Source organism: Phycisphaerae bacterium, from assembly GCA_028714855.1.
Classification (GTDB): Bacteria; Planctomycetota; Phycisphaerae; order Sedimentisphaerales; family Anaerobacaceae; genus CAIYOL01.
The window spans coordinates 17,456-36,904 of sequence record JAQTLP010000013.1; the positions used below are offsets into that span (position 1 = coordinate 17,456).

Below are 19,449 nucleotides of genomic sequence, written 5' to 3' on the forward strand. Positions count from 1 at the left end.
CGATTTTTCATTTGGTTGATAAGCGTTCCAAAAGTGTTAAAATCTATAAATTAGAAGTGGTATATCTTTGAAGAACAACAGAAAATTGAGAATTAAAATCACCGGCTTAGGAGTAATGTTATGAACGGACGGTCCGGCTTGTTCAAGTTTTTTCTGTTTTTGTTTTTATTCGTAATCATACTTTTGCAGTTTCTTTCAATGATTCAATCCGACCGGCTCTACAAGCGGCTCGACACCATTATTAGAAGATTGGAAAATGCGCCTACCACAAGAACGGCTCAGCCACAGCAAGAGCCAAAAATATCGGAGGCGAAGAATCTGCCTATGGCCGAGGTGCCAGGCGACGACGGCGACTGGCTCGTCTGGCGGCTGTCCGCCGAACCTCGCACGTTGAATACAATCAGCGATGAGAGAGACGTTTACACAACCTATATCACCGGCGGCAGTATCTTTGAGCGCCTGCTCGAATACGACTGGGACGAGGTCGAGCTGAAACCCTGGCTGGCCGAGAGCTATGAGCTTTCAAAGGACGGTTTGGAAATGACGGTCCGGCTCAGGGACGGCGTGTGCTTTTCGGATGGTGTGCCAATGACCGCCGACGACATTATCTTTACCTATAGGACGATAATGAATCCTGGTGTTGACGCGGCGGTACAGCGAACTATTTATAGCACTTTCAAGGACGTAATAAAAATCGACGAACGAACCGTGAAGTTTGTATTCACAGAGGTTTTATGGAAAACTTTTGAGGCCGTCGGTTTATTCGAGGTATTTCCGCAGCACATTTACGATTTCAATGACCCAGCGGAATTCAACAAACATCGCAGCAACCCCGTCGGAAGCGGTCCTTACGAATTCGAAAGATGGGACGTGGGGCAGCAGGTGGTTCTGAAACGCAACGAGAATTACTGGGGTTATAAGCCGAAACTGAAAAAAGTGGTATTCAGGTTTATCCTTAACGATGCTGCGGCCCTGCAAGCGTTACGGGCCGGAGAGATAGATTTTACGGAGCCCGAGCCGGAGCAGTATTCTGAAATGAAATCGAATAAGGAGTTCACTGCGAGATTTCGTGCTATGTCATATTGGCAGCCCGGCGTGCCGTTTTTCTACATAGCGTGGAACGAAACCACTCCGTTTTTTGCTGACAAGCGAGTTCGGCTCGCTATGACTCATATCATCGACCGTGAGGCGATTGTTAAGCACCTGCTTAGCGGCGAAGCTATGATAACAACGGGGCCTTTTTATATTTTTGGGTCTCAATATGACCCGAACATCAAGCCTTGGCCTTATGACTCTGAAAGAGCAAAGCAGTTGCTTGATGAGGCCGGCTGGATTGACCACGACGGCGACGGCATTCGAGACAAAGACGGCGTGAAGTTCAGCTTTCGGCTTGCTTTCGCTACCGGCCGGGTGTTCTATGAGCAGCTTGCCAAACTTTTCAAAGACACCGCCAGCACAGTAGGGGTCGAGGTAATTGCCGACCCCTATGAGTGGTCTGTCTTCACGCAGAAGTACCGTAAACACGACTTCGATGCCTTGGCTATCGGCTCCGGCGGCACGGTCGAATTTGACCCCTATCAATATTTTCACTCCTCACAGATAGCCGGCGGAGGTGATAACTGCACCAGCTATAATAATCTGCAGGCCGACGCCCTGATAGACGTGGCCAGGCGAACACTGGACCCTGAAAAGCGATACCCGCTCTATCACCGTTTTCACCGTCTTATCCACGAAGACCAGCCTTTTACTTTTCTTTACATAAGGCCGGAATGGCGTTTTCTCGATAAAAGATTTGAAAACGTCATAGAGCACAAGCTTGGGCTCAACCCTAATGAATGGTATGTCCCCAGGGACAAGCAGCGATACAAATGACAATATATATAATCAGACGTTTTCTTTTGATGATACCCACGCTGGCTGGAATCACCATAGTTGTTTTTGCCATCAGCCGGTTGGCGCCGGGTGACCCCGTCAGCTTGTCTCTGGGGCCTGGCGGTGCGTTGGACGCCCAGCGTGCCGCCGATGTCCGTGCGGCGAGGATGCACCTCTATGGTCTCGACAAGCCGGTTTATGTCCAATATGCCACTTGGCTCGGACGTGTTGTCCGATTCAACTTTGGCGATTCAATCAAGCACCATAGACCGGTTATTGATCTTATTAAGGAACGTTTGCCCATAACCCTGACGTTGAACCTGATATCCTTCATAATTATTTACGCCATTTCTATACCTATGGGTATTCTGTCGGCTGTGGGGCGCAAAAAGTTCATCGACCGTATAAGTTCCGTGATGCTGCTGATGTTGTGGTCGTTGCCCTCGATGTGGGTTGGCCAAATGCTCATTGGTTATTTGTGCGGTCCGCCGCTTAACTGGTTTCCGTCAGCAGGTCTGTCCAGCAATGATGCGGAGCAGTTTCCTTTTTTCCTTTGGCTTTCCGACCGGCTGTGGCACTTGGTTCTGCCTGTTTTCTGCTTGACGTACGCTGGTTTCGCATATCTGACGAAGCTCGTCAGAGCCGGCATGCTCGATAATCTTCGCGCCGACTACGTCCGTACCGCAAGAGCCAAGGGGCTTTCCAACTGGGCTGTTATATTCAGACACGCCTTCCGGAACAGTATCATCCCTGTCATTACTATTATGGCTACGCTATTGCCCGCGATGTTCGGTGGCTCTATCATAATCGAGAGAATCTTCAGTGTTTCAGGTATGGGTCTGCTTGCCTTTGAGGCAGTAACAACTCGTGATTACAATGTTGTTATGGGTGTCGCTACCATAGCCGGTTTTCTGAATTTAATCGGCTTGCTGCTGGCTGATATTGCTTACGCTATGGTTGACCCGCGAATCAGTTTTGAATCCGTAGAGTGATTTACTGTTATGACTAAACCGAATCAACAGCATAAAGAATGGGGCACATCATACGGCGAGATGGTCTGGCATGAGTTCACCAGGAGTAAATTCATCGTCGTCTGGCTGGGCTTTATAATCCTGCTTTTTTTGCTGGCGATATTTGCCCCATTCATCGCAAATGACAAACCCTTTGTCATCAGAATTGACGGCCAGCAGCATTACCCGCTTTTTCGAAATCTTGACGCTGCCGATTACAGCATTTTTCTGGCTGCAACAGTCGGCATGGTTCAAATTCTGCTTATCTGTCGGAATCGCAAACGTATTGACCCCTCAATCCGTTCAAGTGTTCTCTGGCGGCAAGTGTTTATCAACACGCTCATTAGCATCATCGGTGTAACGTTACTTTACGTCTTCATACCCAGCTGGCTCGACGCGACCGACTACAAATCGATGGTTGCTTCAGGCAAGGCGTCCGGTGCCGTCTTTGCCCCAGTGCCTTACGGCTACGGCAGGACCGATTTGAAGGTCCGAGAGCAGCCGCCGAATAGGCAGCACTGGCTTGGAACTGACGACGTCGGCTCGGACGTTCTATGCCGGCTTATTCACGGTAGCAGAATTTCGTTGTCCGTCGGTTTCGTCGCCGTAGGTATATCGAGCATCATAGGAATAATAATAGGCGCGATACTTGGTTATTCGGGCGGCAAGGCCGACTTCCTCGGTATGCGATTAGTTGAGATTATGATGGCCGTGCCCGTCTTTTTCCTAATCATAACCATTGTCGCGTTTTTTCCTCGCAGCCTGTTTAACATAATGCTCATTATTGGCCTGACTACGTGGACCGAAGACGCCCGCTTCGTTCGCGCCGAGTTTTTCAAGCTGCGCAGGCAGGATTTCGTTCAGGCGGCCGTGTCGTTGGGCCTGCCTCTGAGAAGCATTCTCTTCAGGCATATGCTGCCGAACGCGATTGCGCCGGTGCTGGTCAACGCGACATTTGGCATTGCCGGGGCCATATTTATTGAAGCGGCGCTTAGCTTCTTGGGTTTTGGTGTTGCGCCGCCGACACCGAGTTGGGGACAGATGCTGAGCCTGGGCGTAAGCACAACCGGAAGGTTCCTGTGGTGGCTCACACTTTTTCCGGGACTGGCAATATTCTTTACCGTTCTGGCCTACAACCTTGTTGGTGAGGCCCTGCGGGATGCGATTGACCCGCGTTTGAGGCAAGCTTAATGGCTGACAAAAGCAAACTGTTAGAAGTTAAAGGGCTTTGTGTCGATTTTTTCACCGAGCGGGGCGTTGCACACGCCGTGCAGAACGTCTCCTTTTCTATAAAAGAGGGACAAACATTCGCACTGGTCGGTGAAAGCGGCTGTGGAAAAAGCGTTACCGCGCTTTCGATTATGCGATTGGTGCCCTCTCCGCCGGGGACGATTGTTGCCGGGGAGATTGTGTTTGGTAATAGAAATCTGTTTGAACTCGGCGAGAAGCGAATGCGTGCCATTCGCGGGAATAAAATTGCTATGATTTTCCAGGAGCCTATGACCAGTCTCAATCCGGTTTATACGGTGGGCGATCAGATTGTTGAGGCTATTGAGCTCCATCAGAAAAAAAATGCGAACCAGGCCTGGGCAGATGCGGTTGAGATGCTGCAAAAGGTAGGCATCGCAGACCCTCAGCAGCGAGTACACGAGTATCCGCATCAGATGTCGGGTGGAATGCGGCAGCGGGTTATGATAGCTATGGCGATAAGCTGTAAGCCGGCGCTTTTGATAGCAGATGAGCCGACGACTGCCTTGGATGTAACAATTCAGGCACAGATACTGGATTTGCTCGACGAGCTGCAGGAACGAAGCGGTATGAGTATTTTGCTGATAACCCACAATTTGGGTGTGGTGGCTGAACGGGCCGACGATGTTGCTGTGATGTATGCATCGAGAATAGCAGAGGCAGCCGATTCGCAGAAGCTTTTTTCAGAACCTTTGCATCCATATACGCAGGGACTATTGAAATCGCTGCCGCGGTTGGGTTATTCAGCAAAACGTCTTCAGACGATTCCGGGGACAGTTCCTGATCCGCTGCATTTTCCGTCAGGCTGTAAATTTCATCCTCGCTGCCCGATAGGAAATACAGACAGGCGATGCCAAACCGTCGAGCCATTACTGCGTGAGGTTCAGGGATGCCGGTGTGTCGCATGCTGGTATGCACCGGGTTACGAAACTGGTGAAGAATATAAGGAATATGAGTCAAAATATGGCAAGCACAAACGGCTATCTGCTTAAGGTTGATAATTTAAAGACCTGGTTTCCTATAAAGAAAGGTCTGTTGCGTCGAACCGCGGGTTTTATCAAGGCGGTTGACGGCGTGAGCTTCGGTATCAAAAGGGGACAGACGATGGGGCTGGTCGGTGAAAGCGGCTGCGGCAAGACGACAGTCGCCAGGAGCATAGTTCGGCTGACCCAGGCTACGGCAGGAGAGGTAATTTTTGACCAGATAAATGTTTTGTCGGCGGACAAAAAGGAATCGAGAGAGCTTCACCGGCAAATCAGCCTTGTTTTTCAGGACCCGTTTAGTTCGTTAAATCCGAGAATGACAGTCGGTAATATTATTGGAGAGCCGTTGAAGGTGCAAAGGGGAGTGTCCGGCAGCGAGTTGACCGAAAGAGTTGCGGTATTGCTTTCCAAAGTGGGTCTGTCAGCCGAACATATAAACCGTTATCCGCACGAGTTCTCCGGCGGCCAGCGGCAGCGAATCGGGGTGGCCAGAGCTTTGGTGGTGGGGCCGAAGTTGGTTATTTGCGATGAGCCGGTCAGCGCTCTTGATGTTTCAATTCAATCGCAGATTTTGAATTTATTGAAGGATTTGCAGGATGAATTCGGATTGACATACCTGTTTATCGCGCACGACCTGGCTGTTGTAGAGTTCTTTTGTGATATTACGGCGGTTATGTATATGGGCAGGATAGTAGAGCGGGCTTCGGCGGAAGAGCTGTACCGTAATCCCGTACATCCTTATACTCGTGCCCTTATGTCGGCTATTCCGCAGGTCGAGCGGGGCTGGCGCGCTGCAAAAGGCGCATTTGGCGGCGAAGTGCCGAGCGTTTTGAATCCGCCGGCTGGCTGTCCTTTTCACCCGCGATGCCCGTTGGCAGAGGATGTTTGTCTGAAGCAGGCCCCTGCGTTGGAGGAAAAAGGCGAGGGGCATTTTGTTGCTTGCTGGAAATGTTAAAAGAAGCTCGACAAAAGCTGTTAAATTTGCGATAATGAGCCGTAAGTTTTGGATTAGAAAGTAGAATGGGCAAAACCAGCGTGGAAATAACCAGTGATAGAAATACCGCGGTAGTGGCTTTCAAAACCGCTTCGATAAGCAATGTGGAAGAAATAGCATCTGCTTCCAGGCAAATAAAGGAATTTATTGAGCAAAAGCATCCGAAGGAAGTGGTGGTTGATTTTGAAGGCGTAAAATTTTTCTCCTCTGCCGTCCTGGGGCTGCTTTTAGACATTCGCGCTAAACTGAAAACGTATGGTGGCGAAGTTGTGATAAGTGCGATAAACCCGCAGTTGTACAGGGTTTTCAAGATAACGCACCTTGACAGGATTTTCAAATTTTTCCCCGATAAAGCCGATGCTGTAGGGGCGGTAAGCACAGATTGAGTTGTGTTTAATTGGAAAGGCCGAGGCTATGAATGTTGTAGTGCAATTTTCGATTTTTATGGTTAATAAACCCGGAGTGCTGGCCCAGGTGCTCGGCGAGTTTGCGCAGGCTAAAATTAACATCGTAGCAATGACGATGATGGATTCTGTGGAACATGGTGTTATGAGGGTAATTTTCGATGCGCCTGAAAAAGCGAGAAAAGTGCTGTCAAAGCTGAATATGCCCTATAACGAGACGGAGGTTTTGTGCGTGGAGCTGGACAATAGGCCCGGTGCGCTGGCGTCGGTGGCGGAGAAACTGGCCAGGGACCACATAAATATCGCGTATGCCTATTGCACTGCTGGCGCAAAAGGCGGCAGAACGACAGGCGTCTTAAAAGTCGCCGACGTGAAAAAGGCAATGAGACTTTTGGAGCAAGGTCATCAGAAGAACAGCAAATCACAGCCGGTGGTCAGACGCTCACAGATGTCGAGAAGGTAATTGCATATATCCGCGGCACGCCGGGCTGGTGTAATGTGTTTCGGCGCAGCCGGAAAGCAATTGACATAATAGTTGATGTGCAGGTATATTATAGTTGGAAATCACGGGGCCGTAGCTCAACTGGTTAGAGCGTCGGACTGTCGATCCGAAGGTTGAGGGTTCGAGCCCCTTCGGCCTCGTTTGAAACAGAAAAGGTCACCTTTTAGGTGGCCTTTTTTGTTTAATGTACAAAAGGGCTCGAACCCAAAAGGGTGCGGGAAAAGGATTTATTCGGGCCCCTTCGGCCTCGTTTGAAACAAAAAGGCTTACCTCCAAGGTGGCCTTTTTTATTAATTTTAACTTTTTAGTTGCCGCTGGTTTTTGATAGAATCTCTCACGCAAGTTAGAATATTTCTGAGCAGAAAGGAAAAAATGAAAGACCATAAATCAAACTGCCCAAACAAAGCAAAATATCTGGCAGGAAAAAGAATCCTCCCCGAGCCCATTGACAAAGATACGGATGTGATAAAACTCATAGATAATCTCGATGCCTACAATGGCGGCAGATTACGGGCCGCCTGCCACCTGTTGCGGGATAAATACTCTAAAGATGATGTTACCATCGGCTTAAGCATCGCCGGCGCCCTGACCCCCGCAGGCCTGGGGCCTTCTACGATAATTCCACTTATGAACCACGGCTTCGTCGATTGGTTCGTCGCGACAGGCGCTAATATGTATCACGATATCCATTACGCCTTCAACCTGCCGATGTTCCGCGGCAGCCATAATGTCAACGATGCAGACTTGAAAGCAAAAGGCGTAACAAGAATATACGACATTCTCTTCGACTATGAGGACGTCTTAATGGAAACCGACAGGAGATTAAGAGAAATACTCATCAGGCCGGAATTTCAAAAGGAAATGGGAACGCGGGAATTCTATCATCACCTTGGCAAAATACTCAGCGAACTTGAGCAGAAAAATAACCTCGGCCAGGTAAGTATCCTCGCCGCTGCCTATCGCAACGGCATTCCGGTTTTTACGTCCTCCCCCGGCGATTCCACTATCGGTATGAACGTCGCCGGCATCGAGCTTCTCGCCGAAGCCTCCGGCTTGCTGGATAAATTCAAATTGAAAATCAATCCCAGTATCGACGTTAACGATTCGACAGCGATTATCTTAAACGCCAAGAGATACGAAAAAGGTAAAACTGGCGTGATTTTAATCGGCGGCGGCAGTCCCAAAAACTTTATGCTCCAGACCGAGCCCCAAATCCAGGAAGTCCTTATGATTCCTGAAGTCGGGCAGGACTACGATATTAATATAACCGACGCCCGCCCCGACACCGGCGGCCTCTCCGGAGCGCCGCCCTCCGAAGCGGCCAGTTGGGGCAAAATCGACCCCACTAAACTCGAAGAAACCGTCACCGCCTACCTCGATGTCACCTTGGCGTTCCCGATAATGGTCGCATATACAATCCAGTCCGCTAAACCAAAGAAACTAAAAAGACTATACGACCGTGGCGACGAGCTGCGCAGGAAACTAATCGAGTCCTACCTCGAAAACAACAAAGAAGTCGAAAAACTTAAAGGCCTTATCAAAAAACTGTGAACGTGGAAGGTCGCTAAGGCAAAAGTGGTGTAGATGATTAATTTATGCCGTGGAGAGGTGCCAATTGCAATTTCAAGGATTTCAGTACTTTAAGGAAATTCGAAGCAAAATAAAAGACACTCCCTTTCCCAAAGCGTATTTGGGTTTGGCTTCGCCTTTAGGATTTTCCTCAAACAGAAAACGGCTTCTTTATGACCAGCTTTTCTTCAATGACCAAGTAATTATTCCCAATAATATGGCTCGATATTACAAAATGGACTTGCAAGATGTTCAGGATATTCTGGTGCCAGTCGAAACCCATCACATTTTTGGAGAATTAAAATCGGTCAGACTTGTGAATCGATACCTTTGGGAGTCTGATTCAGAGTTACTAAGCCAATTACTCATTTTTTGGTTCGGAGGTCGTGTTGGGAATCTAATGTCAAAGACTTTGTTCGGACCAAGATATTCTCCTTTTGTATTTTATTTGAAGCCTGCTAATAGTAAGGACCTTTTTGATGAGTATATCAAGACGCACCTCTCTTGGGCAAGTTGGATTTCAGAAGACTACCTAATTGCGGCACTTTTAGGTATCAACCCTTGCCTTTTGGGTACTCTTCATGAACAGTTGCAATGCAATTTTTCAGTAGTTTGGTCTTCAGGCAAGACTACGAGCCACAATATTGTTAGCCTAACAAACGTGGCTGAATTTGAGAAAATCAAAAGTATAAGTAGACTTCACAAAGAAAAAGATTATGAAAAATTACCCCTCGATGTTTTGTTATGCGAGAGTAAAGAAAAATCAGTAAACTACGAAGATATACCCCTCGCGGAATATATCAAATTAATCGAAACCAAGGCTGTAAGAAAACTTAGGGAGGAGATGTGGACTCTTTCTAAAAATAAAACGAGAAAGAATTTTAGTGCAGACCTTGAGGGAATAAAGGAGGCCAAAATTGGTTATTTCCGCAATTTTATGAAGACCTATCCGATCTCACTCAATGACCTCGCTGTGCCTGCGGCTATTGATATTCTCGTTTGGTACTTTAAAATATTCGAAATACCAGTAGCTAGCATAGGTACCGCAACGCTCACGATGAGGGACTATCTTACTGAGACTATCAAAAACGGAAAGAAGGTTAGATTGAAAAGTTCCATAGCGAAACTCAAGACAGAATTAGAACGCAGCCTGAATATTTCGAAGGGCTCATAAGCTGGCCGAATATTAGCATAATGGCAGGATAAAATCGACGTATCCAAACTATCTGTCGCCAGTATTCGCAGGTTAAGAGCAATATAAAATTGTCATTGCGAACCCCATGTCTTGCTGTCCCATCAGGGTCAAATTTTAAATCTTAAATTCTCTCCTGCTCCACAATTTTTATTCGCCTACGGCGGGTAAATTTGCCCTGCTTGCCCGCCCCGGCAAGTCGTAGGCAGGGGTCGTTACCGGGGGAGCGTTAAGGCCTTAATGGGGGGGACGTCTTTTTACATCAGGCTTAAAATGCCCGAATATGATGAATTGTTACCATATAGATAAAAATACTTGACAAATCATATACAGAAATGTACTATTATATATGCATTCTGAAGCGAAGGATGGGACACAGAGAGCAGGAAGTCGGAGTGAGGCAGCAATCGGCATACATAGGCATTTCTTTTCGTCTCACTTAATTTGCTGATACATTAAAGTTTTTTAAGGAGAACAGTGATGAAAGCCGTAAATTTGACAAGAGTGAGAGTTTTTATATTTGTCATTTGCCTCGTTGCCGCCGGATTTACATCGAGTGCGGTCGCGATGCCTGTGCCGGTCGATGGATTTACAAGTCCGGATTTGCCGCCTGTTCATCCTAACCCGAATGTCGCTTACCGCAGTGAAGAAGGGGTTATTTATTATCCCTTCGTAGGCATATCTTTATCTGATATCACGCACGGCAGTTTCACGAATATCAGCCGGTCGTATATCGGCGGCGATGAAATAGAATACTTCGATTCAGTTGTAACGGCTGCCGTTGATATTTCCGGGATAGGTAATTTTCCTGCTGTGTTGGCCGGACCGGTAACTGCGCAGGTATATAGCAAGACAAGTGGTCAGACTGGGACGTTCCAAACGGAAATTATCAGTATGACAATGTCAGGCAATGTAGGCGGTGTAAATGTTATGGTTCGTGAAAGTCCAACTTTAAGTTCTTCCGGCCAAACATCCATCGAGATGTCGAGCAGCGGCTGGTATATTGGAAGCTTCTTCGATGTTTATACTGAGCTGTCAATCGATGGCGGACAAACCTGGGTCCCGTCAGAAGAAAGCTGCCGAATGGTTCTTGTGCCGGAACCGGCCACAATTTGCCTTTTGGTTTTTGGCGGCCTGGGAATTCTTGCAAGGAAACGAAGATAGGCTTAAGCAGTTTATAATAGTTGATAAAAAGCCCTGCAAAAAACAGGGCTTTTTTTATTATCTTATTTCTAATCCGGACGGGCATTCGTTTAAATCACAACTTCCTTCCCTCTTGGGGTAGCTTGCGCCACGTGATTAATTCTCCTTCGCGCCTTTATTTCCCAACAATGAAATGTTCATCTAAACTCGTAATAAAGCCCTGCGATGAGAATAAAAATCGTAACTGCGATAAAAACAGGTTTATTTATTAAGAATGTAACGAAAGTATATTCTTGGCTGAGAACAGCCTCTGCTGGATTGTCAGGGTTTACGAAACACCCAGTTTCTTCCCCCTGCAAGTATGGTCCTCTCGGCGTATACGACTGTCCGCGCTTTAGTCTTTCTGTTGTTATTCTTTTCCCCTCCTCACGCGTTATAATTATGTGTCTTCTAAGAATATTGTACCGGTTAGAAGCATACTCTTGTCCATTATATTTGTAGGTATAGTGTATGTTCCAAAAGAGTATATCATCTTGAGTCGAAGGGTCGATGTCTACATATACTGAATCGACAACGCATCTTGTGGGTACCCAATTATTTACTTTTTTTACCTTAACTGCTGTTGATAGTATAGCGTAACAAATCCCGATAATAGAGCCGACTAATAATATCATTGCTATAGCCCGCTTATAGTTAAAATCTTTTCTATTATTGTGTTCCAAGGACGTCTCTCAATTAATAAAATACTCTTTACTAAAATCTGGCTCCTTTTAGTCGTTATCGGTTTCTGTCGATTATCAGGAAGCGGTTATTTTCCCCCAAACTCCCACGACTTTCAACCTCAAAAAATTCGCTTGTGCTGCCTGCGGTTCGGATACTTTTTTTTCTTACTTAGTCCTGCGGCCTCCGGCAACTTGTGCCCTATGTGCACTTCGCAATCCATCTTTATCAAACCCATTTATTCTCAAATCCCACAAAAAAAGCCCCCTGATTGCTTAATCACAACATTAGCATATATGCATATACTAACATACTTTTGGCGAACGACGAGTCACAAGCCACATGACAAATCAATCAAATGCGCAGGGGGATAAAAGTGAAAACTCATTTTATTGAAAATTTTTTTACTCCTTTCCCCACATCGAGTTACGAGAGACCAGCGACAAGCGACGAGCTCATTTTTCGCATCATTCGCGCAAGTCCCTCCAATTACGAGGGGATGTATTCCCCTCGCCCCCGTCGTCTTGCTTCGCTCTTGCGAAGCAGCGGGGGGATAGTTTTGAAAGGAATTACCAATGAGTGGTTACCAGTAACTAATCAATACTTACAATGTGTTTTTTTTTCTCTGTGGCTGAAATTTCGGCACCGGAGATTCTCTATTTATAGGGAAAAAATCAATCAAAAATGATTAATTATGCAAAACGAACCCAATTTTCAAAACGCCAAAAATGGATATAACTATAGTAACAGCAATGACTACGAACAAAAAACTACGAACTATGAACTCTCAAAAACGAACCCAAACAAAGCCAATTTTGCCGCTCCGAATCTCTCGAATAAAATCTTGATTACAAGATAGTTTTTTGTTATTACTCCAACAATTATGAAAAAAGAACTCGTTAAATTGGCTCAAAGACACGGCACGCCGCTGTTTATTATTGACCACGCCAAAATAAGGGCCAACTTCCGTACCTTTAAGAAAAGTCTCCCAAGCGTCCAGGCGTATTACGCCGTAAAGGCAAACTCCAATCAGGAAATAATCGAGACCCTTTTCAAAGAAGGCGCCAGTTTTGATGTCGCCTCCTACAACGAGTTTATGCAGGTCTATAAATATCTAAAGCATTTCCAAAAAAGTGATAAATATTTCTTTATCTGGGACAAAATCATCTTCTCCAACACAATCAAAGACCGGCAGACCCTAAAAAATATCAAAAAATATAAGCCGCTTGTTACCTATGACAACGCCGACGAGGTCAAAAAAATAAAAGAGTACTGTCCTACCGCCGGCCTGGTTTTGCGCCTGAAAGTCCCCGACATCGGCTCGCAGGTGGAACTAAGCTCGAAATTCGGCGCCGAGCTTGGCGAAGCGTTCGATTTGATAAAACTGGTTTTCGATTTGGGCCTTACCGTCGAAGGCTTGAGCTTCCACGTCGGAAGCCAATGCACAAATTTCGATAATTACGCCTCCGCGCTGCGGATAACCTCCGAAATCTTCAACGACTGCCGCAAAAAAGGCTACAACACCAGAATCGTCGATATCGGCGGCGGCTTCCCCGTCCCCTACGATTCGCAGTCTCCGCGCTTCGGGCAGCTCGCCAAAATAATACGTTCAGAATGTAAACGGCTGTTCCCGAAAGATGTAGAGCTTATAGCTGAGCCCGGCCGTTTTATGGTCGCGACAGCCGCATCCCTTATTTCGGAAATCATCGGAAAGGCGCGCAGGGACGGCAAAATCGTCTATCACATCAACGATGGCGTCTATAGCACTTTTTCAGGAGTGGTTTTTGACCACTGGATTCCGAATTTCCGTGCGTTCAAACACGGCAAAAAAGAGGTCTGCACAGTCGTTGGCCCAACCTGCGACAGTTTCGACAAAATCTCAGCCTCGGAACAGTTGCCGGCTAATCTTCAAATCGGCGACTTCTTTTACACCGAAAACATCGGCGCATACAGCATCGCCTCTGCGACCAAATTCAACGGCTTCGACGGCGCAAAAATCATACATATTAATAAATAGATATGTCCCCTCGCTGCTTAGCGTTTAACGAAAGCGATGTCCCAGTCCTTCCAGACCGGCTCGAACCCGTGCGCCCTTATCATCTCGGCCACCTCGGCTGGGCTGCGAGCGTCGTCGATTTCGAATTGCTCGGCCGCATTCCTTGGTTGTGAATACCCGCCCGGGCTGGTCTTGCTGCCCGCACTTACCTTGGTTATTCCTACTTCGATTAAGTGGTCTCTCAACTCAGCTCTTTCGCGCGTTGACAGTACCATCCCGGCATCGGCAAAGCACAGTCGCAGCGCAATTATCATTTGCACGAGATTCTTATCGCTGAGGAAACGAAACTGCGCTCTGTCGACGTTCTTTGCCGGCCGTAGTCTCGGAAACGAAAACGACACCCGCGATTTCCAGTATCGCTTCATAAGATAATGTGCGTGCTCGCCGAGCGCCAGTGTTTCAAGCCGCCAGTCGGATAAACCCAGCAAGGCCCCGATGCCGATTTCTCTCATTCCCGCCTGCGCAATACTGTCCGGTGCTGATAACCGGTAATCATAGTCGGCCTTCGGGCCTGCGGGATGATATTGGCGATATACATCGCGGTCGTATGTCTCCTGATATAACGTTACGCCCTCGATACCCGCAGCGAAAAGCTTCGCGTATTCTTCGGTCGTCATTTGATAGACTTCTATCGAGATGGAGCTGAATTTGCCTCTCAATCTGCCTGCAAGCTCGCAAAGATAATCGACGCTGATGAATTCTCTGTCCTCGCTGCTGACGAGTAATATGTCCCTGAATCCTTCCGAAGCGATAATGTCCGCTTCTTTGACTGCTTGCTCAATCGTTAATCTTCTCCGCTCGTATTTGTTTTCTTTGTTGAAGCCGCAGTATACACAGTTATTTACGCAGTAATTCGATAAATACAGCGGTGCATATAGCCGGACAGTTTTGCCGAATCTTTGCATCGTAAGCTGCCGGGCCATCTGCGCCATCTCTTCAAGATAGCCCTCAGCCGTTGGTGAAATTAGCGCCGCCAGTTTCTCTGGGCTGTAACTGCCGGCAGGGGAGTTCATCGCCCGCTCGATGTCACTATTATTTATTTCGCTTGGATATTTCATCTCTCAAAAAACCCGTCAGCGGGCTCGATGCGCTTGCCTGTTTGCTTGTTGCTGCCGCGCCTGCTTTGTAAGCCGTTCGCCCGGCTTCGACCGCGAGCTTAAAAGCCGCGGCCATTTGTCTCGGCTCAGCTGCTGTTGCGATGGCAGTATTCACCAGCACTGCATCTGCGCCCATCTCCATTGCCTCCGCCGCGTGCGATGGCAGTCCCAGCCCTGCATCAACCACGACGGGGACATTCGCCTGCTCAATTATTATTTCCAAAGCTGAACGGGTCTTAAGGCCCTGGTTTGAGCCGATGGGGCTTGCAAGCGGCATCACCGTTGCGGCCCCAGCGTCCTCGAGTTTCTTCGCCAAAATCGGGTCTGCGTTTATATAAGGCAGAACAATGAATCCATCTTTAACTAAAATCTCCGCCGCCTTCAGTGTCTCCACCGGGTCCGGTAGCAGGTAATACGGGTCAGGCGTGATCTCTAATTTCACCCAGTTAATCCCCGTTGCCGCCCTTGCCAGTTTCGACAGCCGAACAGCTTCTTCGGCGTCCCGCGCGCCGGAGGTGTTCGGAAGCAGCAGATATTTTTTAGTGTCGATTGCACGGAGCATATCGTCGTTTTTGTTTTCTATGTCCACCCTGCGAAGTGCGACGGTAACGATTTCCGCCCCGGACTCCTCCAGTGCTTCAGCCATAATCTCGCACGATGCGAACTTGCCTGTCCCCACAAGCAGCCGCGAGCTGAACTCTTTCCCTGCGATTACTAACTTGTCCATTCAATCATCCTCCCCCGACAAATCGCACTAATTCGATGCTTTGGCCGTTGCGGAGCTTTGTTTCTGAAAACTTCTCGCGTTCGATAATCTTGCCGTCAACTTCAGCCGCTGCTGTTGCTCCCCGGATATTAAGCTGCTTTAACAATTCAGCCACAGTCGAAGGCATCTGCCCCGCTGGGAACTGTTTCTTGACGCCATTTATTTTCAGCGATTCCATTTTTACACACTCGAAACTAAAAAAGCACTCCTGCAAAGGGAGTGCTCTAAATTTTTTGCCTTCCTTCGCAGGTCTTAACCCGAGCAGGTTCTTAGGGTCATCGCCATATCGGCGATTTCTCAGCTTGCCGCGGGTTTTGCCATTGGCACGCTCCCCTGGCTTATTCAAATTTATCTCGCCATCTGTTTGGCGGATTTTACTCGGATATATTATAATACATTGAAATGACTCAGGAAATTAAAAAATTCGTTATTCAGCAGCACTCGACAGCCCAGGGCATTCACTGGGATTTTATGCTCGAATTGGGTGATATCCTGCAAACTTACCGTCTTGATAAAGCTCCTCAGCAACTTATCCAAAGCCCAGCCGTCGCCGTAAAAATCTTCGACCATCCGCTGAAATTCCTTACTTACGAGGGGCCGGTAAACAAAGGTCAGGGCAGCGTCAGCATCGTCGAAACAGGCACTTATGAAACAATGCATCAGTCACACGATCGCCTTGAGCTGGACTTGAAAGGCAAAATCCTCAAAAGCAAATTTACTCTGTCTCACGTCGAAGGCGACGATTGGCAGTTTGGCAAAAGTGATATATAATTGAAACAAAGATTCCAAAAACCAGAGGCCGAAAGTGGCATTAACGGAAGAACAAAGAGAAAGATACAGCCGTCATACAATGTTGGGACAAATCGGTGAAGCTGGGCAGCAGAGATTGCTTTCATCGAAGGTTCTGCTCATCGGCGCCGGTGGTCTCGGCTCACCTGCCGCTGTTTATTTGGCCGCCGCCGGAATCGGCACTATCGGCATCGTCGATTCCGACAAAGTCGAGCTGACAAATCTCCAGAGACAAATAATTCATCACACCTCCGATTTAGGCGTCGAAAAGGTCAAATCCGCCCAGACTAAAATGCGGGCAATCAATCCTGATGTCACCGTTAAGGCTTACCATGAACTAGTAAAGGCCGACAACATTCGGAAAATTGTCCACGAATACGATTTTGTAATCGACGCCACCGATAATTTCCCCGCCAAGTTTCTCATCAACGATGCTTGTTTCTTCGAGAAAAAACCATTTTCGCACGCCGGCGTCCTGAGGTTCGATGGCCAGTTAATGACCGTCCTGCCAGGCGAATCCGCCTGTTACCGCTGCATCTTCCATTCTTTGCCATCTGCGGATATTGCTCGTTCCTGCTCGCGCGCCGGAATTCTTGGTGTTCTGCCAGGCGTTATCGGCACACTACAGGCAACCGAGGCAATCAAATATCTGCTGGGTATCGGCGAGCTTTTGACCGACACGCTGCTGACTTATAATGCCCTGACAGTGGAATTTCGAAAGGTGCGTTTGAAACGTAACCCAGATTGCCCGCTTTGCGGCTCAAATCCCAAAATCACCGAGCTTAAAGATGACAGCCAATAAGTGGAACATCAAATTGCAGAGGTCAAGCCATCTCTCTTGGCAGCCCGAAAAGCAGGCCGACAAACGAATCGCCGTCCTTATGAGCGGCGGCGTCGACAGCAGCACCGCAGCATATCTGCTCAAGCAGCAGGGCTGGGATGTCCTCGGCATCACTATGAAAGTCCCTCTTTCAACTAACGTTGGCAAACGCACTTGTTGTGGTACCGATGCTGCATTTGTCTGTGAACAATTGGCTATCCCCCATTATTTCGTCGATGTTACCGAGGTCTTCGAGGAAATTATAATAAAACCATTTCGTCAGTCTTATACCGGCGGCCAAACCCCTAACCCTTGTGTTGACTGTAACACGTTTCTGAAATTTTCTCTTCTTTGGGATTTTTTGCAGGAAAAGTTCGGCACAATTTTCCTTGCTACTGGGCATTATGCTAAAGTTTATCAAATCGATGACAGATTTTATCTCGGCAAAGCAAAAGACATTGCCAAAGACCAGAGCTATTTTCTCTATGGCATATCTTCACAGCGTCTTCCAAATCTTGTTTTGCCTCTGGGGGAATTTACGAAAGAGCAAGTCCGCGCAATCGCAGCCGACGCCGGCCTGCCCGTCGCCGAAAAATCCGAAAGTATGGAATTGTGTTTCGCCGGAGAAGGTGATTACCGCACAGTCTTAACCGACGCTGCCTTCAACAGGCCCGGGGACATAACTGATATGAAGGGCAACAAAATCGCCGAACATAAAGGAATCGCCAACTTCACGCTCGGCCAGAGAAAAGGCATAGGCTTTGCAGGCGGCATTCCCCTTTACGTCGGAAAAATTGACGCACAGAAAAACACCATCGCTCTTGGCACAAAAGAGCAAGTTAGTTTCCGCTCTGTCATCACGAATCAGTTAAACGTCCTTATTCCCGAAGAGCTCGTTGTCGGTGGACAATTCTTCGGTAAAGTCCGCTCCTATGTCGATTCCCATCCCTGCAGACTCGTTGCAGTAAATAAACAAACGATGACCGTTAAGTTTGACCAGCCCCAGTTTGCTCCCTGTCCTGGCCAGCGACTTGTCCTTTATAACAACCGTGGTTACATTACTGCTGGCGGAACTATAATATAAAATCTGCAATTCTACATTCTAAATCCTACCCATTTTACCTGTCTTAACACCACTCAGAGCGTAGCGTAGATCCACGAGAGCTGCTACTTAGCTGTGAACAGGGGGCCTAAAACACTCATTTTTACCCCCAAAAACCGGAAAAAATCGTCCTAAAATAATTAATTTACTCTTGCAAAACAGCCGAATTTATTGTATGTTTTTTAGGAAAATGTGCCAAAAATGGCAGTTTTTACGGAACACTAACCGCCTTTTGCGCATCTTAATAACGGCAATTAAGCCCAATAGAAAGAAAGGAATAATTTATGGATAAGAAAAAAGGTTTTACATTAATTGAGCTTTTGGTGGTGATAGCCATTATAGCGTTGTTGATGTCGATATTGATGCCGGCACTGTCAAAGGTCAGAAAGCAGGCAATGTCGGTTTCCTGTCTGGCCAGGCTAAAACAATGGGGCGTTATATTTTCAATGTATGCAGGCGGGAACGACGGCTATTTAAACCAAAGAGAGGTCGGTAGCCATTATGAAAAGTTGTGGCACCTGGTTTACAAGCCAATGTACAAAGACCCTATGATGCGCTACTGCCCGACTGCTATAAACAATAAGTTGAAGACAGGTCCCTTTGCAACATGGTGGGCTGATGAACTGGGTTCTTGGGATCCGGAGGAATTTCCAGTTCCAGGGGAAGGTGATAATCAGGTCGATGATCCAGCTACCGGCGTCTATCAAGCTCCTACCGGTAGTTACGGTATGAATCGCTACATTGAGGATATGAGAGGCGGCGACGTGTCTTTCGATGCGGCTTACTGGAGAAAAATTGATGTAAGAGGCGGAGATAAGGCCCCTGTTATGTTGGATTGTTTATATATATATTATTGGTCAAATTCTGACGCTTCACCACCTGCGTATAATGGCGACTATACTACCCCTGAAATGCACTGGATAACCATCGACAGGCATATGGGGTATAACAACGTTGTTTTTCTGGACTCCTCCGCACGCAAGGTTGGGCTTAAGGAGTTGTATACACTGAATCACACTAAGCCGATTAATGGAGGATTCGACATATGCGGCCCGTGGACTATATGTGGATTTTCCAACAAATCGGCGTGTAAAAACGCCTGGGATGATGCAGCAGAGTGGATGGTCAAAATGCCGGTGTATTGATACAAAAACCGTTGCACAAAAAAAGGCCGGGAAATTA

The 19,449-nt window shown here is 47.4% G+C and carries 19 protein-coding genes, 1 tRNA gene and 1 riboswitch; of the genes, 16 read left to right on the forward strand and 4 right to left on the reverse strand.

What is annotated here, in order from left to right:
- Positions 1 to 120 precede the first annotated feature (120 nt).
- The 11 genes from PHG53_09815 (at position 121) to PHG53_09865 (ending at position 10,938) form a co-directional block, all read left to right on the forward strand.
- Positions 121 to 1,872 carry a peptide-binding protein gene (locus PHG53_09815; GenBank protein MDD5381915.1) on the forward strand — a complete coding sequence of 584 codons (1,752 nt, stop codon included), beginning with the start codon at positions 121 to 123 and terminating at the stop codon, positions 1,870 to 1,872.
- Complete coding sequence (locus PHG53_09820; GenBank protein ID MDD5381916.1) at positions 1,869 to 2,864, forward strand: ABC transporter permease; 996 nt, start codon at positions 1,869 to 1,871, stop codon at positions 2,862 to 2,864. The genes PHG53_09815 and PHG53_09820 overlap by 4 nt, the downstream gene beginning before the upstream one ends.
- A 9-nt stretch (positions 2,865 to 2,873) precedes the next feature.
- Positions 2,874 to 4,073, forward strand: coding sequence for an ABC transporter permease (locus PHG53_09825; protein MDD5381917.1), 1,200 nt, complete (start codon positions 2,874 to 2,876; stop codon positions 4,071 to 4,073).
- Positions 4,073 to 5,122, forward strand: a complete 1,050-nt coding sequence (locus PHG53_09830) for an ABC transporter ATP-binding protein (protein MDD5381918.1) — start codon at positions 4,073 to 4,075, stop codon at positions 5,120 to 5,122. The genes PHG53_09825 and PHG53_09830 overlap by 1 nt, the downstream gene beginning before the upstream one ends.
- Positions 5,094 to 6,068 (forward strand): ATP-binding cassette domain-containing protein, encoded by a 975-nt coding sequence (locus PHG53_09835; protein ID MDD5381919.1) that lies wholly within the window; start codon positions 5,094 to 5,096, stop codon positions 6,066 to 6,068. Before PHG53_09830 ends, PHG53_09835 begins: the two co-directional genes overlap by 29 nt.
- Before the next feature lie 65 nt (positions 6,069 to 6,133).
- A complete protein-coding gene (locus PHG53_09840; GenBank protein MDD5381920.1) occupies positions 6,134 to 6,493 on the forward strand; it encodes an STAS domain-containing protein in 360 nt (119 codons plus the stop codon).
- Positions 6,494 to 6,521: 28 nt separating this feature from the next.
- Entirely contained in the window at positions 6,522 to 6,974 is a 453-nt protein-coding gene (locus PHG53_09845; protein ID MDD5381921.1) for an ACT domain-containing protein, read from the forward strand.
- 105 nt (positions 6,975 to 7,079) lie between these two features.
- Positions 7,080 to 7,153: transfer RNA gene (locus tag PHG53_09850), tRNA-Asp, on the forward strand.
- Between the two features lie 232 nt (positions 7,154 to 7,385).
- Positions 7,386 to 8,564 carry a deoxyhypusine synthase gene (gene speY, locus PHG53_09855; protein MDD5381922.1) on the forward strand — a complete coding sequence of 393 codons (1,179 nt, stop codon included), beginning with the start codon at positions 7,386 to 7,388 and terminating at the stop codon, positions 8,562 to 8,564.
- Between the two features lie 64 nt (positions 8,565 to 8,628).
- The gene (locus PHG53_09860; GenBank protein MDD5381923.1) at positions 8,629 to 9,756 is read left to right on the forward strand and encodes a hypothetical protein; all 1,128 of its coding nucleotides are present in this window, start codon (positions 8,629 to 8,631) and stop codon (positions 9,754 to 9,756) included.
- A 498-nt stretch (positions 9,757 to 10,254) separates the two neighbouring features.
- Positions 10,255 to 10,938, forward strand: a complete 684-nt coding sequence (locus PHG53_09865) for a PEP-CTERM sorting domain-containing protein (GenBank protein MDD5381924.1) — start codon at positions 10,255 to 10,257, stop codon at positions 10,936 to 10,938.
- A gap of 176 nt (positions 10,939 to 11,114) precedes the next feature.
- Here the strand turns inward: PHG53_09865 and PHG53_09870 are convergent, their stop codons facing one another.
- Positions 11,115 to 11,591, reverse strand: a complete 477-nt coding sequence (locus PHG53_09870) for a DUF3592 domain-containing protein (GenBank protein MDD5381925.1) — start codon at positions 11,589 to 11,591, stop codon at positions 11,115 to 11,117.
- 929 nt (positions 11,592 to 12,520) lie between these two features.
- Here PHG53_09870 and PHG53_09875 point away from each other — a divergent pair.
- Positions 12,521 to 13,654, forward strand: coding sequence for a type III PLP-dependent enzyme (locus PHG53_09875; GenBank protein ID MDD5381926.1), 1,134 nt, complete (start codon positions 12,521 to 12,523; stop codon positions 13,652 to 13,654).
- 17 nt (positions 13,655 to 13,671) lie between these two features.
- Here the strand turns inward: PHG53_09875 and thiH are convergent, their stop codons facing one another.
- From thiH to thiS, 3 genes are read right to left on the reverse strand one after another with little or no spacing between them, the layout of a single operon-like run.
- Positions 13,672 to 14,751 carry a 2-iminoacetate synthase ThiH gene (gene thiH, locus PHG53_09880; protein ID MDD5381927.1) on the reverse strand — a complete coding sequence of 360 codons (1,080 nt, stop codon included), beginning with the start codon at positions 14,749 to 14,751 and terminating at the stop codon, positions 13,672 to 13,674.
- Positions 14,726 to 15,517: a thiazole synthase gene (locus PHG53_09885; GenBank protein ID MDD5381928.1), complete on the reverse strand. Its 792-nt coding sequence runs from the start codon at positions 15,515 to 15,517 to the stop codon at positions 14,726 to 14,728. The genes thiH and PHG53_09885 overlap by 26 nt, the downstream gene beginning before the upstream one ends.
- Before the next feature lie 4 nt (positions 15,518 to 15,521).
- The gene (gene thiS / locus PHG53_09890; protein ID MDD5381929.1) at positions 15,522 to 15,734 is read right to left on the reverse strand and encodes a sulfur carrier protein ThiS; all 213 of its coding nucleotides are present in this window, start codon (positions 15,732 to 15,734) and stop codon (positions 15,522 to 15,524) included.
- 43 nt (positions 15,735 to 15,777) lie between these two features.
- Positions 15,778 to 15,901, reverse strand: a riboswitch (TPP riboswitch).
- Positions 15,902 to 15,958: 57 nt separating this feature from the next.
- Between thiS and PHG53_09895 the strand changes: the two genes are divergently transcribed.
- The 4 genes from PHG53_09895 (at position 15,959) to PHG53_09910 (ending at position 19,412) form a co-directional block, all read left to right on the forward strand.
- Positions 15,959 to 16,327 (forward strand): DNA polymerase ligase N-terminal domain-containing protein, encoded by a 369-nt coding sequence (locus tag PHG53_09895; GenBank protein ID MDD5381930.1) that lies wholly within the window; start codon positions 15,959 to 15,961, stop codon positions 16,325 to 16,327.
- A 34-nt stretch (positions 16,328 to 16,361) separates the two neighbouring features.
- A complete protein-coding gene (gene moeB / locus PHG53_09900) occupies positions 16,362 to 17,147 on the forward strand; it encodes a molybdopterin-synthase adenylyltransferase MoeB (GenBank protein MDD5381931.1) in 786 nt (261 codons plus the stop codon).
- Positions 17,134 to 18,249, forward strand: a complete 1,116-nt coding sequence (gene mnmA / locus PHG53_09905) for a tRNA 2-thiouridine(34) synthase MnmA (protein ID MDD5381932.1) — start codon at positions 17,134 to 17,136, stop codon at positions 18,247 to 18,249. Before moeB ends, mnmA begins: the two co-directional genes overlap by 14 nt.
- 302 nt (positions 18,250 to 18,551) lie before the next feature.
- Positions 18,552 to 19,412 carry a type II secretion system protein gene (locus tag PHG53_09910; GenBank protein MDD5381933.1) on the forward strand — a complete coding sequence of 287 codons (861 nt, stop codon included), beginning with the start codon at positions 18,552 to 18,554 and terminating at the stop codon, positions 19,410 to 19,412.
- The last annotated feature ends 37 nt before the right edge of the window (positions 19,413 to 19,449 follow it).